Raw genomic sequence first — 14,833 nt, 5'->3', positions numbered from 1 at the left:
CCCCCCCCCCCCCCCCCCCCACCCACAGGGATCAGTGCAAACCGTCATGATCGGTCAATTCCTATAACAAGAAACCGGAGAACAACCATGTCTTTAAGCGTGTTCGACCTGTTCAAGATTGGCATCGGCCCCTCCAGCTCTCACACCGTCGGCCCGATGCGCGCGGCTGCGCGCTTCGTCGAAGGCCTGCGTCGTGAAAACCTGTTGGCGGCAACCGCCTGCGTCAAAGTCGAGCTCTACGGCTCGCTCGGCGCCACCGGCAAAGGCCACGGCAGCGACAAGGCTGTGTTGCTGGGCCTGGAAGGTGAACACCCGGACACCGTGAACACCGAGAACATTGCCGCCCGCCTGCATGAGATTCGCAGCAGCGGTCGCTTGAACCTGCTCGGTGAGCACGTCATCGAATTCAATGAAAAACTCCACTTGGCGATGATCCGCAAGCCACTGGCCTACCACCCCAACGGCATGATTTTTCGTGCCTTTGATGCCGCCGGAATACAGATCCGCAGCCGCGAGTATTACTCGGTCGGTGGCGGCTTTGTGGTCGACGAAGATGCTGCCGGCGCCGACCGCATCGTCGAGGATGCAACGCCGCTGACCTTTCCGTTCAAAAGCGCCAAGGACCTGCTCGGCCATTGCACTACCTATGGGCTGTCCATCAGTCAGGTGATGCTGACCAATGAAAGCGCCTGGCGCCCGGAATCGGAAACCCGCGCCGGCCTGCTGAAAATCTGGCAGGTGATGCAAGACTGCGTCGCCGCTGGCTGCCGCAACGAAGGGATTCTGCCCGGTGGTTTGAAGGTCAAACGTCGAGCAGCGGCGCTGCATCGGCAACTGTGCAAGAACCCGGAATCGTCGCTGCGCGATCCGTTGTCGGTGCTCGATTGGGTCAACCTGTATGCACTGGCGGTGAACGAAGAAAACGCCAACGGTGGGCGCGTGGTCACGGCGCCCACCAACGGTGCAGCCGGCATCGTCCCGGCGGTGTTGCATTACTACATGCGCTTCATCCCCGGTGCGACCGAAGACGGCGTCGTGCGATTCCTGCTCACCGCTGCCGCCATCGGCATTCTGTACAAGGAAAACGCCTCGATCTCCGGCGCTGAAGTCGGCTGTCAGGGCGAAGTCGGCGTGGCCTGTTCAATGGCTGCCGGCGCGCTCTGCGAAGTGCTCGGCGGCACGGTGCAGCAGGTGGAAAACGCTGCCGAGATCGGCATGGAACACAACCTCGGCCTGACCTGCGACCCGATTGGCGGGCTGGTACAGGTGCCGTGTATCGAGCGCAACGCCATGGGCTCGGTCAAAGCCATCAATGCGGTGCGCATGGCCCTGCGTGGCGATGGTCAGCACTTCGTCTCCCTCGACAAGGTCATCCGCACCATGCGCCAGACCGGCGCCGACATGAAAAGCAAATACAAGGAAACCGCCCGTGGCGGTTTGGCGGTCAACATTATCGAGTGCTGATGCCAACGCATCTGCATCAGTGCAATTTTCAGGAGCTGCATATGTCCACCGAACAACTGTTGAAAACCCCGTTGCACGCACTGCACATCGAACTCGGCGCACGCATGGTGCCTTTCGCCGGCTACGACATGCCGGTGCAGTACCCACTGGGCGTGATGAAAGAACACCAGCACACCCGTGATCAGGCCGGGCTGTTCGATGTCTCGCACATGGGCCAGATCCGCCTGACCGGCGCCAATGCTGCCAAGGCCCTGGAAACCCTGGTACCGGTGGACATCATCGACCTGCCAGTGGGCATGCAGCGTTATGCGATGTTCACCAACGAGAGCGGTGGCATCCTCGACGACCTGATGGTCGCCAACCTGGGTAACGACGAGTTGTTCCTGGTGGTCAACGCCGCGTGCAAGGATCAGGACCTGGCGCACCTGCGCCAATACATCGGCGAGCAGTGCCGTATCGAACCGCTGTTCGAAGAACGCGCCCTGCTCGCCCTGCAAGGCCCGGCCGCAGTGACCGTGCTCGCGCGCCTGGCCCCTGAAGTGGCGAAGATGACGTTCATGCAGTTCGCCCGCGTGACCTTGCTGGGCGTCGACTGCTTTGTCAGCCGCTCGGGCTACACCGGTGAAGACGGTTTCGAAATCTCCGTGCCGGCCGCCAACACCGAGGCCCTGGCTCGTGCGTTGCTGGCCGAGCCGGAAGTCGCGGCCATCGGCCTTGGCGCCCGTGACTCGCTGCGCCTCGAAGCCGGCCTGTGCCTCTACGGCCACGACATGAACACCGAGACCACCCCGATCGAAGCCAGCCTGCTCTGGGCCATCTCCAAGCCACGGCGTGCTGATGGTGCGCGTGCCGGCGGCTTCCCGGGTGCCGAAAGCGTATTCGCCCAGCAACAAACCGGTGTCAGCCGCAAACGCGTCGGCCTGCTGCCTCAGGAACGTACACCGGTGCGCGAAGGCGCGGAGATCGTCAACGAAGCAGGGGAAATCATCGGCAGCGTCTGCAGCGGTGGCTTCGGTCCAACCCTGGGCGGTCCTTTGGCGATGGGTTACCTCGACAGTGCTTACATCGCACTCGACACCCAAGTCTGGGCGATTGTTCGTGGGAAAAAGGTGCCTTTGCTTGTAAGCAAAATGCCATTTGTTCCACAACGCTACTATCGTGGCTGATTGACTGTTCCTATAAGTAACGCGGTTGCGTAACAATGCACTAATCTGTCACGCAACCGCCATAAAACAGTGCACGCCTTGATCAAGCACTTCGATTGTGAACTTGGCTTATAACAATCGAAAACAATTGAACAATGCTATCGTATAAGCCGCACTAACGATCATGGGAAACAGCCATCAAGCCAAGCAATACGTGGCTTCCACGGGGCTTGTTTTTTCTCCCGTAGTTGGCGTAGAGTTTGTTCACTGTGTTTGCATGGGTCGCTTGGAATCGTGACCTGGGCAGTAGCCTACAAGTTAGCTACATCCCGTTCGACGTCTCTTACTCTCCTGCAACCAGCCCCAGTACTCTTTCATGAGAAAGAGGCTGTCATCAATTTTTGCGTCAAAGGAAATAAGAAATGTCCCAACGTCAGAGCGGCACCGTCAAGTGGTTTAACGACGAGAAAGGTTTTGGTTTTATCACTCCAGAAAGCGGTCCGGATCTGTTCGTGCATTTCCGCGCTATTCAGGGCAACGGCTTCAAGAGCCTGAAAGAAGGCCAGAAAGTCACCTTCATCGCGGTGCAGGGCCAGAAAGGCATGCAAGCTGACGAAGTACAAGCAGAAGGCTAATCCTCTGTAACGAAAAAGCCCCTGATGCTGACATCAGGGGCTTTTTTGTGCGCGTAATTCCGTAAAATGGCTTCTTTTCAAGCCGAGAGCCCCTCCATGTCGAAACACCTGCTAAGCCCCCAGGGTGAATTCCCTATCGCCGGCCTGGGCCGTCGCCTGGCAGCGATGTTCTACGACTTCCTGTTGTGCACTGCCCTGCTGATCGTAACCGGCGGTATCTACAAGATGGTGCAGATGGCAATCCTCGGCGAAGAGAAGATGCGCGCCCTGACCGAGGCCGGCGCACTGGACGGTGATCCGCTGTTCTCGACCATTCTGCTGTTCGTGCTGTTTGGCTTCTTCGCCAAGTTCTGGACCTGGTCCGGTCAGACCCTCGGCATGCAGGTCTGGTGCATCCGCGTGCAGAACGCCGACGGCTCGGCCATCAGCCTGTGGCAGGCGCTGTTGCGCTTTGTGGTGTCTATCGCATCCTTGCTGTGCGCAGGCCTGGGATTCTTCTGGGTGCTCTTCGACAAACAGAAGCGCAGCTGGCACGACATGTACTCCAACAGCCAGTTGGTGCAGATCCCGAAGAAGAAAAAATAACGCACAAAAAAGATCGCAGCCTGCGGCAGCTCCTACACGGTTTACGGAGCTGCCGCAGGCTGCGATCTTTTGATCTTAAGCTTTTGACCTTAAGCGTTACCCGCCAGCTTCATCCGCGCTGCCGCCGTGAAGTCGAGCATGCGCTTGAGCGGACGAATCGCCTGAGGGATCAGCGCCGGCTCGACGAATATCTCGTTGGAGCCCTCACGCAGGCACTGCAACATGCGCTCAAGGGTGTTCATCGCCATCCACGGGCAATGCGCGCAACTGCGGCATGCCGCACCGTTGCCAGCCGTAGGCGCCTCGATGAAGACCTTGTCCGGGCACAGCTGCTGCATCTTGTAGAAGATGCCGCGGTCGGTGGCGACGATCAGCGTCTTGTTCGGAAGCTTTTGCGCAGCAGCGATCAACTGACTGGTGGAGCCCACCGCGTCAGCCAACTCGATCACCGCCGTCGGCGACTCCGGGTGCACCAAAATGGCGGCATCCGGGTACAGCGCTTTCATGTCTTCCAGCTGTTTGGCCTTGAACTCTTCGTGAACGATGCAGGCCCCGTCCCAAAGCAGCATGTCGGCACCGGTCTGGCGCTGAATGTAGGTGCCCAGGTGCTTGTCCGGTCCCCAAATGATCGTCTCGCCGTTATCCATCAGGCTTTCGACAATCTCCAATGCGCAACTGGATGTCACCACCCAGTCCGCCCGCGCCTTCACCGCTGCCGAGGTGTTGGCATACACCACCACCGTGCGCTCCGGGTGCTGATCGCAAAACGCCGAGAACTCGTCTACCGGGCAACCCAGGTCCAGCGAGCAGGTCGCCTCCAGCGTCGGCATCAGTACACGTTTTTCCGGGTTGAGGATTTTTGCGGTCTCCCCCATGAACTTCACGCCAGCAACCACCACAGTCCTGGCCGGGTGAGCATTGCCGAAGCGGGCCATTTCCAGTGAGTCGGAAACACAGCCACCGGTTTCTTCGGCCAGGGCCTGAATGATCGGATCACAATAGAAGTGGGCAACCAGCACCGCGTCCTGAGCCTTGAGCTCGGCGGCGATGGCGGCGCGGTAATGCGCTTGCTCTTCGACGCTCAGCGGTTTGGGCTGTTTGGCATCGAGGTGAGCTTGAACCAGAAGGCGTTCGGAAATTTGCGTCATGATCGCAAGACCTGCGGGCGCTTTCGCGCGAAAGTCGAGTATACACCCGGCTCCGGACCACAGGAGGTACCGCCGGGAGAGTGAGTATTCATCAGGCACGGACAGCATTGAAGCTGCGCAAGGCTACAGAATATCCCCGAGATGCAAAAGACCATTCTGACCTGCGTCACGCGGTGCAACACCCGGATTGAGCCAGGCTTAAATCGCGGGCAAAAAAAAACCCGGAAATCCTCACTTACGTGGGCCTTCCAGATTTTTTAAAATGGTGGGTCGTGTGGGATTCGAACCTACGACCAATTGGTTAAAAGCCAACTGCTCTACCAACTGAGCTAACGACCCGCTGTGTTGTGGCGCGTATAATACTGATTTTTAAGGACTATTCAACACCTAATTTGAAATAAATCAAAAATAAGCTGTTGGGTCGCTGATTCCGGCCGCCAGGAAGCCTTCTGCACGCAGACGGCAGCTATCGCATTTACCGCATGCACGGCCATTATCGTCCGCCTGATAGCAAGAAACGGTCAGCCCATAGTCGACGCCAAGCTTCACGCCCGCCTGGACGATTTGCGCTTTGCTGAGGTTTTGCAGCGGTGCCTGGATACGGAAGCCGTTCCCCTCAACCCCGGCCTTGGTCGCCAGATTGGCCATGCGCTCGAAGGCTTCGATGAACTCGGGACGGCAATCCGGGTAACCGGAATAGTCCACCGCATTCACACCAATGAAAATATCGCGCGCGCCGAGCACTTCAGCCCAGCCCAATGCCAGCGACAGAAACACAGTATTGCGGGCCGGCACGTAAGTGATCGGGATCCCTTCGCTCGGCGCTTCAGGCACATCGATGGAACTGTCGGTCAACGCCGAGCCACCGATGCCGTTGAGGTTCAGGCCAATCACTTTATGTTCGATCACGCCCAGATCACGTGCGACACGCTCAGCGGCGCGCAACTCGGCGCGGTGACGCTGACCGTAGTCGAAGCTCATGGTGTAGCAGCTGTAACCGTCAGCACGAGCCATGGCCACTACCGTTGCCGAGTCCAGACCGCCGGACAGCAGGATTACTGCGCGTTTTTCTGCTTTATTCAGTTGCTCAGTCATTTCAGCGCCCCGGCTCGTCGTTCCAAAGATATTTATGCAGCTGCAATTGCAGGCGTACTGGCAGGTTATCCGCAACAATCCAGTCAGCCAGATCACGCGCACTCAAGTCATGGTGACTCGGCGAGAACAGAACTTCGCCAGCGCGCTGATCGAGACCGTATTGAATCAGCTTGGATACCGCCCAGTCGTAGTCTTCACGAGAACAGATCACGAACTTGACCTGATCGTTTGGCGTCAGAAGCTCGATGTTCTCGTAGAGGTTGCGGTGAGCCTCTTTCGACCCCGGTGTTTTCAGGTCGAGTACTCGGCTGACCCGCGGATCGACCGCTGAAATATCCAGGGCGCCGCTAGTTTCCAGCGACACTTCATAACCGGCGTCACACAATTGCTTGAGCAAAGGAATGGCATTGGGTTGCGCCAGGGGCTCGCCACCGGTGACACAGACGTAACGGGGCCGGAAGCCTGCAACCTGCTCGAGGATATCGTCGAGGGTTCGGATCGTGCCGCCGCTGAACGCATAGGCGCTGTCGCAGTATTGGCAACGCAATGGGCAACCGGTCAGGCGTACAAATACAGTAGGCAGCCCGGCAGTCCGCGTTTCACCCTGCAACGAGTAAAAAACTTCGGTAATTCTCAATGTGTCTTGCATAGTCGCCACGGGCGTAACAGCTAAACAGGCTGTCCGCCTCCGTCAGGCACTTCAGGGAACCCCGCCAACGCGCAGATCCCCAAAAGCGGTGTTTCATAAAAAAGGGGGTGAATTCTAACGAAAAAACCCGCGGCAAGCGCGGGTTTCTTGTAAACGGGTCAAACAGCCTTACATACGCTGCAGATCGCGTTGAGCCAACTGAGCGGCGGAGGTGCCCGGATATTGGGAAACCACCTGCTGCAGAATGCCTTTGACCTTGTCGGTATGACCCAGGCGGCGCTCTACATCGGCAAGCTTGTACAGCGAGTCAGGCACTTTGGCGTGCTTGGGGTACAACTGCGAAACCTTGGCAAAAGCCTGACCCGCACCTTGCAGATCGCCCTTGGCCAGGTTCACTTCGCCCAACCAGTACTGGGCATTGCCCGCGTACTGACTGTTCGGGTATTTGCGCAGGAATGCCGAAAACGCCTGGCTGGCCTTGTCGAAATCCTTGGCTTTGATCAGGTCGAAGGCCGCGTCGTAATAGAGCTTTTCCTTCGCCGGATCACCCGGTTCGCTGCTGGCCGCTGGCGCTTGAGTAGCAGCACTGGCACCTGCAGCTGCACCGGCGGCATTCATATCGCCACCGGCTGGAGAATTTTCAGGAGCCGCAGCGGGTGCACCGCCGGTTCCAATACGCCGATCAAGATCCTGGTATCGCTCCAGGTTTTCCTGCTTCATGCGCGCTACATCATTTTGCAGAACTTCGATCGCACCTTGTTGGCGTGCGAGTTGCTCCTGCATTTGTTGCAGTTGGTTGAACAGCACGCCCTGTGCCGAGGCAGGGGCCGTAACCCCTCCCCCGGCATAGGCGCCGTTCGTACCGTAACCCGCAGGCGGATAACTGCTCCCGCTATTGTTATAACCGGAGTTGTCATCGACCACAGGAACCGCAGCCCACACCGCAAGCGGTGCGAGGCTGAGAGCCAGAACAGTTACAGCACGACGGCACGTTCGCATGTCAAATTACTTACGCAGTTCGACGCGACGGTTTTGAGCCCAGGACTGCTCGTCGTGGCCAGTAGCAACTGGACGCTCTTTACCGTAGGAAACCAGTTCCAGCTGAGCTGGGGAAACACCTTGCAGTACCAGGTAGCGTTGAACGGCTTTCGCACGACGCTCGCCCAGTGCCATGTTGTACTCACGAGTACCACGTTCGTCGGTGTTGCCTTCCAGAACAACGCGAGCGCCGTTTGCTTTCAGGTCTTTGGCGTGAACGTCCAGAGCGCGCATGGCTTCTGGCTTCAGGTCCGAGCTGTCGTATTCGAAGTAGAAAGTGGTGATTGCGCGCAGAGCAGCTTCTTCGCTCAGGGAACCGTCAACTGCACCAGTGTTAGCGCCGTAACCAGCGTTTGGATCTACAGCGCCTGCACCGGCGTTGTCGCCGCCTTTGGACGAGCAACCTACAGCTACAGCCATGGCCAGAGCCAGCGCAGCAAATTTACCAAACTTCAGCATTTCCATCGTGAAACTCCTAATGAACCCCAGTGTGTTAAGTAAAACGTATAGCGCCGCGTCAGTTCAGGTAAGGGGACCAGGAAGGTTCTCTGACTTCGCCTTGAGCGGTAGGAAGCGGGAGCCTTACGCGTCCATTGATGGACACGAGCATCAAGACTCCCCGGCCCTGCTGGGCGGTGGCGTAGATTACCATGGTGCCGTTGGGCGCAACAGTGGCTGACTCGTCAAGGTTGGTGTCTGTCAGGATTTTTATGCTACCGCGCTGCAGATCCTGAGCGGCCACCCGGAAATTGGTGAAGCCATCCTGACGGTGAATCATGACAAGTGTCTTCTCGTCAGCCGACAGTTTCGGGTTGGCGTTGTAGTTACCGATAAAGGTCACACGCTCCGCGCCGCCACCACTGACGTTGGTCTTGTAGATCTGCGGCTTGCCGCCACGGTCGGAGGTGAAGTAGATGGTCGAACCATCCTTACCCCAGAACGGTTCGGTGTTGATGCCTGGACCTGAAGTCACGCGGGAGATCTGACGCGAACCCAGGTTCATCACGTAAATATCCGGGTTACCGTCCTTGGACAGGACGAAAGCCAGGCGCGAACCATCCGGTGACCAGGCTGGAGCACCATTCAGGCCTTCGAAGTTGGTGATCTGCTCGCGGCGACCGGTGTCGATGTTCTGCATGAAAATGCGCGGACGCTTCTGCTCGAACGACACATAGGCGATGCGCTTGCCATCGGGGGCGAAACGCGGCGACAGGATCGGCTCGCGCGATTGCAGCAGGGTCACGGCACGAGCACCGTCATAGTCCGAACGCTGCAGGGTGTAGCGCGTGTTGTTCACCGAAAAACGCTCGGCCGTCACGTACAGCAGACGCGTGGAGAACGCCCCCTTGATGCCGGTCAGTTTTTCGAACGACTGGTCGGAGATGAAGTGCGCCATGTCGCGCAGTTGATCGACACCACCCGAAACGCTGCCGGTCAGTACTTGCTGCTCGGTGGCGACGTTGAACAGAGCGTATTGCACCTGCAGACGACCGCCCGCCGGAACAATGCTGCCGACCATGATGTACTGGGCGCCCAGCGCCTTCCAGTCGCGGTAGATGACTTCGCTGGCCTGAGTCGGCTGGCTGATCATGTTCTGCTTCGGAATCGGCGCGTAGTAACCCGAGTTGCGCAGGTCATTGCCGATGATTTCCGCCATGTCATCCGGCAGGACGCTACCGCCCTGCCAGCCGAACGGCACTACCGCAATCGGTGTCGCCTGGGAGCTACCACTGCTGACCAGGATATTTTTTTCATCCGCTGTAGCCAATCCTGCAAAGCAGAACATGACTACAAGCAGTCCTCGAAGAAGGTTTCTCACAAGGCTAGATCCTCAGGTGTGAATGTCATCTTGAATGAACGATAGGGAGCGAAATCACTTGGTTTCAGACCCTGCATTTCGGTCAAACGACCAATATTTTTTACTGCCGCTACCGCGGAATTGTCGAACGGCACATCGCCACTGGAATGAGCGACCGAAACTCCGGAGATCGTTCCGTCAGGCAACATGTTGATCTGCAGGATCACTTTCATGCCCTTGCGTGCCGACGGCGGCTGCGCCCAACCTTCAGATGCCCTCGAACGAATCAGATCATCGAAGTTGCCCGCGGTTTCATCGCCCTGCTCATCCGCCAAAGCCTGTTGACGCTGCGGCTTGTCGGACAGCAAATCAGCCAAGGCCTGAGCCTTTTTCTCTTCGACCGATTTACGTGCAGCTTCCTGCGATTTTTTCTTCGCCGCATCGGCAGCCGCTTTCTTCTTCGCATCCTCGGCGATTTTCTTCTTCGCCTCCTCAGCAGCAGCTACTTTCTTGGCGTCTTCCGCGGCTTTCTTCTTCGCGTCTTCGACTATCTTTTTCTTCGCAGCTTCAGCAGCTGCTTTCTTGGCCTCTTCTTCAGCGGCTTTCTCGGCTTCTTCTTCGGCTTTCTTCTTGGCTATATCAGCCAATTGTTTCTGTTCGGCCTTTTTGGCTTCGGCGGTCTTCTTCGCTTCATCGGCTTTCTTGGCTTCATCAGCCTTTTTCGCCTCGTCCGCTTTCTTCGACTCGTCGGCCTTCTTGGCTTCCTCGGCTTTTTGAGCCACCTCTTCTTTCTTTTGTTCCGCAGCCTTTACCGCTTCCTGCTCGACCTTTTTCTGTTCCATCTGTTCGGCTTCGGTCTGGCGCGCAGCAGATTTCTGCGCTTCACCCGCAATCTTCTGATTGGTCTGGGTGGTCGCCCGACTTTTCGATTTCAGCTGGTACAGGGTCGCCTGGACAATCGGCTTGGCCGGCGGCAACTCCGGGGTCATGGCGAAACTGACGAACAGCATGCCAAACACCAGCACGTGCAGGCCAATCGCCCAGACACTAGGCCAGAAGTAGCTTTCCGAGGCTGTCGGCTCTCGCTGTTGCTGCATCAGGGCGCCTCGGTAATCAAGCCAACATTACCGACCCCGGCTTTCTGCAACCCACCCATGGCGCCCATCACGGAGCCGTAGTCGACGGTCTTGTCACCGCGAATGAACACTTGAGTGTGCTTGCCGCCTTCGTTACCGGCGCGAATGATCTTGGTCACCGCGTCAGTCATCTGCGGCAGGGTCATGGCCCTGTCCTGCTGCTTCTCGGTGTCGACTTCGCTGCCAAGGTTCCAGTAATAGGTCTTGTCAGACTTGATCGAAATGGTCAGGACCTGGGTGTTGTTGTCCTGCGGCAGGGCTTCGCTGGAAACCTTGGGCAGATCAACTTTCACGCCCTGATTGAGCATCGGTGCGGTCACCATGAAGATGACCAGCAGTACCAGCATCACGTCGATGTAAGGCACCACGTTCATCTCGGCAACCGGCTTGCGCTTTTTGCGAGCTCGAGCGATTAAAGCCATTGGGAATTACCTGCTTATTCTTCGCTGGTGTGCACTTTGCGGTGCAGGATCGCCTGGAACTCATCGGCGAAGGTGTAGTAACGGCTGAGCAAGGTTTCACTGCGAGCGGCGAAACGGTTGTAAGCGATTACCGCTGGAATGGCTGCGAACAGACCGATAGCGGTCGCGACCAGTGCTTCGGCGATACCTGGAGCCACGGTGGCCAGGGTCGCTTGCTGGGCAGCAGCCAGACCACGGAAGGAGTTCATGATGCCCCAGACCGTACCGAACAGACCGATGTACGGACTGACGGAACCGACGGTGGCCAGGAACGGCAGGCTCTGCTCGAGCTTTTCTTCTTCGCGGGAAATGGCCACGCGCATGGCACGCGCCACACCTTCCATGACGGCTTCCGGGTCAACGCCTGGCTGCTGACGCAGACGGGAAAACTCCTTGAAACCAGCGCGGAAGATCTGCTCTACACCAGAATCCGGGTCAGGGTTGCTACCGGCCTGGCGGTAGAGTTTGGACAAGTCGATACCCGACCAGAAGCGCTCTTCAAAGCTCTCCAGGGCACGGCGACCGGCGCGCAGCAAGTTGCTGCGCTGAAAAATCATGATCCACGAGGTCACCGATGCGGCTACCAGGATCAGCATTACCAACTGCACCACAACGCTGGCATTGCTGACCAGGCTCCACATGGAGGTATGGTCGACGACGTTAGCTTCCACGCTTTATCTCCTGCTCTGAGTGTGTACCCGCGCCGCTCACGTCGGCAAAGGCCGCACGTAGAGCTTCGGGAATGGCCCGGGGTTTCAAACTATGGGTGCGCACACAGGCCACCAAAAACTGCCCTTCGCAGAGCAGTGCATTATCCGCGGCTCGCCTGACCTGCTGTTTAAAGCGCAGACTGACGCGGTTCAATTCGATTACTTCTGCACTTACCAGAAGCTCGTCGTCCAGTCGCGCCGGCGCGTGATAGCGCGCTTCGCTGGAATGCACGACGAACAACAGGTCCTCACCTGCCAGCTGCGATTGGGCAAAGCCCAGTTCTCGTAGCCGCTCGGTTCGAGCCCGCTCCATAAACTTAAGGTAATTAACGTAATACACGATGCCGCCGGCATCGGTGTCCTCGTAATAAACGCGACAACGATGTGCGAACGACTCAAGCCCGTTTTGCGCGCGCATACTCTAGTGCTTACTCCTCAGGTTGCCAATCCAGCCAGGCAACTGTTTTTCATTCTTGAACGACTTTCGTGAGAAAGATCGGCAATCGCAGTCCTCTAGGACCACGCAAAGCCGAAATAAATCAGCACACAGAGGTCATCAATCGTCTACCACATCAAGAAACTCGTCTACCACGGGCATTTCACCCAAACGCGACGGGATATTCAAACCAAAATGCAGGTACGCATGCCGGGTCACTACCCGTCCACGCGGGGTCCGCATGATATAGCCCTGCTGAATCAGATAGGGCTCAAGCACGTCCTCGATGGTGTGCCGCTCCTCGCTGATTGCCGCGGCGAGACTGTCCACCCCGACCGGACCGCCATCGAACTTCTCGATCATGGTCAACAGCAGGCGTCGGTCCTGGTGATCGAAGCCACGCTCATCGACGTCCAGCAGGTTCAGCGCCAGATCAGCAATAGGTTTGGTGATATGCCCCTTGGCCCGGACTTCGGCAAAATCGCGCACCCGGCGCAATAACCGGTTGGCAATACGCGGCGTACCACGGGCCCGACGAGCGATTTCAAAGGCGCCCTCCGGATCCAGCGGCAAGCCGAGGATTTTCGCCGAACGGCTGACGATGGTCGCCAGATCCGCCGTGTTATAGAACTCCAGACGCTGCACGATACCGAAACGGTCACGCAACGGATTGGTCAACATCCCGGCACGGGTGGTGGCACCGACCAGGGTAAAGGGTGGCAGGTCGAGCTTGATCGAACGCGCCGCCGGCCCTTCACCAATCATGATGTCGAGCTGGAAGTCTTCCATGGCCGGGTACAGCACTTCTTCGACAATCGGTGACAGGCGATGGATCTCATCGATGAACAGTACGTCGTGAGGTTCGAGATTGGTCAGCAGCGCCGCCAGATCACCCGGACGCTCAAGGACCGGCCCCGAGGTGCTTTTGATCGATACACCCATTTCCTGGGCAATGATGTTGGCCAGGGTGGTTTTACCCAGCCCCGGCGGACCGAAGATCAGCGTGTGATCGAGGGACTCGTTGCGCCCACGGGCCGCCTGGATGAACAACTCCATCTGCTCGCGAACGGTTGGCTGGCCGATATATTCAGCCAGGCTGACGGGACGAATCGCACGGTCCTGGACTTCTTCGCGGTCACGGGGGCCACCCGTGGCGGCGATCAGACGATCAGCTTCAATCACTTAAATCATTCCCTTCAGGGCGCGACGGATCAGGTCTTCACTGCTCAAACCTTTCTCCTTGATGGCTGAAATCGCCTTGCTTGCCTCCTGCGGCTTGTAGCCCAGGGAAATCAGCGCGCTGACCGCGTCGTTTTCGGCGGTAGCCACCGGGGCCTGCGCATCCGGCCCACCCGGCTGGTTTGGGACCAGGGCGAACATCGCAGGCACGGTCTCCCAAGCCTTGAAGCGATCCTTGAGTTCCACCAACAAGCGCTCGGCGGTCTTCTTGCCGACGCCCGGCACCTTGGTCAGCGCCGACGTGTCCTGCGCTTGCACGCAACGCACCAATTCATCGACTTCAAGGCTGGACATCAGCGCCAGCGCCAGCTTGGGACCCACGCCATTGAGGCGGATCAGCTCACGGAAAAAATCGCGATCACGCTTGCCAATGAAACCGTAGAGCAACTGGGCGTCTTCGCGCACGACCAAATGGGTGTGCAAGGCGATCTGCTCTCCGACCGACGGCAGTCGATAGAGCGTGGTCATCGGCACTTCCAGCTCATAGCCCAGACCGTTTACATCCAGAATCAGGTGCGGCGGCTGTTTCTCAGCCAAGGTGCCGCGCAAACGTCCAATCACGTTTCAAATCCTTAAGCGTTGGCCAGATCTGGCTTTCGAGTACCAAAGTGAGCGTGGCCGCCGACAAAACAGGCGCAAAACGCTCAACGGATAAAATGAGTGGGCTGATGCTATCAGATCAGAGGCGAAGGCGACCGCCGCGACTGCGCGCTGCCCCCAGACCATGGGGTAACAGGCTGGAACGGGTGTGGGCATGACAAATGGCGATTGCCAGGGCGTCCGAGGCATCGATTTGCGGTTTGCTGGTCAGTTTCAGCATGTGCATGACCATCATCTGCACCTGCTCTTTATTCGCCGCGCCAGTCCCGGTCACCGCCTGCTTGACCTGGGTTGCGGTGTATTCGGCAATTTCCAGGTTTTCTTCAGCGCCCGCAACGATAGCGGCGCCGCGAGCCTGGCCCAGCTTCAGGGCCGAATCGGCATTGCGGGCCATGAAGACCTTTTCGATCCCCATGGTAACCGGGCCGTAGGTCTGGATGACTTCACGCACACCGCGAAAAACAATTTGCAGCCTCTCATGCAACTCGCCGCTGCCGGTACGAATACAGCCCGAGGCTACGTACACGCAGCCACGGCCGGTATCGCGTACCACGCCATAACCGGTAATGCGTGAACCGGGGTCGATACCAAGAATTAAAGTCATAACGCCTGCGGGTTAATTAAAAGCACGATAGTAAAAACAGCGAATAAAAAATGTGGGAGCGAGCCTGCTCGCGAAAGCGGTTTCATATTC

The 14,833-nt window shown here is 58.0% G+C and carries 17 protein-coding genes and 1 tRNA gene; 4 read left to right on the top strand and 14 right to left on the bottom strand.

Annotated features, from left to right (window positions below; genetic code table 11):
• Positions 1–87 precede the first annotated feature (87 nt).
• The 4 genes from NTD87_RS18060 to NTD87_RS18045 all read left to right on the top strand — a co-directional run bounded on the left by NTD87_RS18060 (position 88) and on the right by NTD87_RS18045 (position 3,829).
• Positions 88–1,464 carry an L-serine ammonia-lyase gene (locus NTD87_RS18060; protein ID WP_262115423.1) on the top strand — a complete coding sequence of 459 codons (1,377 nt, stop codon included), beginning with the start codon at positions 88–90 and terminating at the stop codon, positions 1,462–1,464.
• A gap of 41 nt (positions 1,465–1,505) precedes the next feature.
• Positions 1,506–2,630: a glycine cleavage system aminomethyltransferase GcvT gene (gene gcvT, locus NTD87_RS18055; RefSeq protein ID WP_262115422.1), complete on the top strand. Its 1,125-nt coding sequence runs from the start codon at positions 1,506–1,508 to the stop codon at positions 2,628–2,630.
• 401 nt (positions 2,631–3,031) lie between these two features.
• Positions 3,032–3,244: a cold-shock protein gene (locus NTD87_RS18050; protein ID WP_007931076.1), complete on the top strand. Its 213-nt coding sequence runs from the start codon at positions 3,032–3,034 to the stop codon at positions 3,242–3,244.
• A gap of 96 nt (positions 3,245–3,340) precedes the next feature.
• Entirely contained in the window at positions 3,341–3,829 is a 489-nt protein-coding gene (locus NTD87_RS18045; RefSeq protein ID WP_262115418.1) for an RDD family protein, read from the top strand.
• Between the two features lie 89 nt (positions 3,830–3,918).
• Here NTD87_RS18045 and nadA read toward each other — a convergent pair whose 3' ends face one another.
• The 14 genes from nadA to ruvC form a co-directional block, all read right to left on the bottom strand.
• Positions 3,919–4,977, bottom strand: coding sequence for a quinolinate synthase NadA (gene nadA, locus NTD87_RS18040; protein ID WP_262115416.1), 1,059 nt, complete (start codon positions 4,975–4,977; stop codon positions 3,919–3,921).
• 263 nt (positions 4,978–5,240) lie between these two features.
• Positions 5,241–5,316, bottom strand: a tRNA-Lys gene (locus NTD87_RS18035).
• Positions 5,317–5,379: 63 nt separating this feature from the next.
• Positions 5,380–6,072, bottom strand: coding sequence for a 7-cyano-7-deazaguanine synthase QueC (gene queC / locus NTD87_RS18030; protein ID WP_262115414.1), 693 nt, complete (start codon positions 6,070–6,072; stop codon positions 5,380–5,382).
• Position 6,073: 1 nt separating this feature from the next.
• Positions 6,074–6,721, bottom strand: a complete 648-nt coding sequence (gene queE, locus NTD87_RS18025) for a 7-carboxy-7-deazaguanine synthase QueE (protein ID WP_262115412.1) — start codon at positions 6,719–6,721, stop codon at positions 6,074–6,076.
• A gap of 168 nt (positions 6,722–6,889) precedes the next feature.
• Positions 6,890–7,720: a tol-pal system protein YbgF gene (ybgF, locus tag NTD87_RS18020; RefSeq protein WP_262115411.1), complete on the bottom strand. Its 831-nt coding sequence runs from the start codon at positions 7,718–7,720 to the stop codon at positions 6,890–6,892.
• Positions 7,721–7,726: 6 nt separating this feature from the next.
• The gene (gene pal / locus NTD87_RS18015; RefSeq protein ID WP_071553673.1) at positions 7,727–8,224 is read right to left on the bottom strand and encodes a peptidoglycan-associated lipoprotein Pal; all 498 of its coding nucleotides are present in this window, start codon (positions 8,222–8,224) and stop codon (positions 7,727–7,729) included.
• 52 nt (positions 8,225–8,276) lie between these two features.
• Entirely contained in the window at positions 8,277–9,545 is a 1,269-nt protein-coding gene (gene tolB / locus NTD87_RS18010; protein ID WP_262115410.1) for a Tol-Pal system beta propeller repeat protein TolB, read from the bottom strand.
• A 29-nt stretch (positions 9,546–9,574) separates the two neighbouring features.
• On the bottom strand, positions 9,575–10,654 hold the full coding sequence (tolA, locus tag NTD87_RS18005) for a cell envelope integrity protein TolA (RefSeq protein ID WP_262115409.1): 1,080 nt from the start codon (positions 10,652–10,654) through the stop codon (positions 9,575–9,577).
• Positions 10,654–11,106, bottom strand: a complete 453-nt coding sequence (gene tolR, locus NTD87_RS18000) for a protein TolR (protein ID WP_262115426.1) — start codon at positions 11,104–11,106, stop codon at positions 10,654–10,656. The genes tolA and tolR overlap by 1 nt, the downstream gene beginning before the upstream one ends.
• A 23-nt stretch (positions 11,107–11,129) precedes the next feature.
• Entirely contained in the window at positions 11,130–11,825 is a 696-nt protein-coding gene (gene tolQ, locus NTD87_RS17995) for a protein TolQ (RefSeq protein ID WP_262115408.1), read from the bottom strand.
• On the bottom strand, positions 11,815–12,282 hold the full coding sequence (gene ybgC / locus NTD87_RS17990) for a tol-pal system-associated acyl-CoA thioesterase (protein WP_019693257.1): 468 nt from the start codon (positions 12,280–12,282) through the stop codon (positions 11,815–11,817). Before ybgC ends, tolQ begins: the two co-directional genes overlap by 11 nt.
• A gap of 138 nt (positions 12,283–12,420) precedes the next feature.
• Positions 12,421–13,482, bottom strand: a complete 1,062-nt coding sequence (gene ruvB / locus NTD87_RS17985) for a Holliday junction branch migration DNA helicase RuvB (protein WP_262115406.1) — start codon at positions 13,480–13,482, stop codon at positions 12,421–12,423.
• Entirely contained in the window at positions 13,483–14,100 is a 618-nt protein-coding gene (ruvA, locus tag NTD87_RS17980) for a Holliday junction branch migration protein RuvA (RefSeq protein ID WP_262115405.1), read from the bottom strand.
• 118 nt (positions 14,101–14,218) lie between these two features.
• Positions 14,219–14,743, bottom strand: a complete 525-nt coding sequence (gene ruvC / locus NTD87_RS17975; protein WP_262115403.1) for a crossover junction endodeoxyribonuclease RuvC — start codon at positions 14,741–14,743, stop codon at positions 14,219–14,221.
• Between the last annotated feature and the right edge of the window lie 90 nt (positions 14,744–14,833).

The organism is Pseudomonas sp. 6D_7.1_Bac1, from assembly GCF_025465945.1.
Lineage (GTDB): Bacteria > Pseudomonadota > Gammaproteobacteria > Pseudomonadales > Pseudomonadaceae > Aquipseudomonas.
Note: the sequence above shows the minus strand (reverse complement) of the source record. Positions and strands in the feature narration are given on the sequence as shown.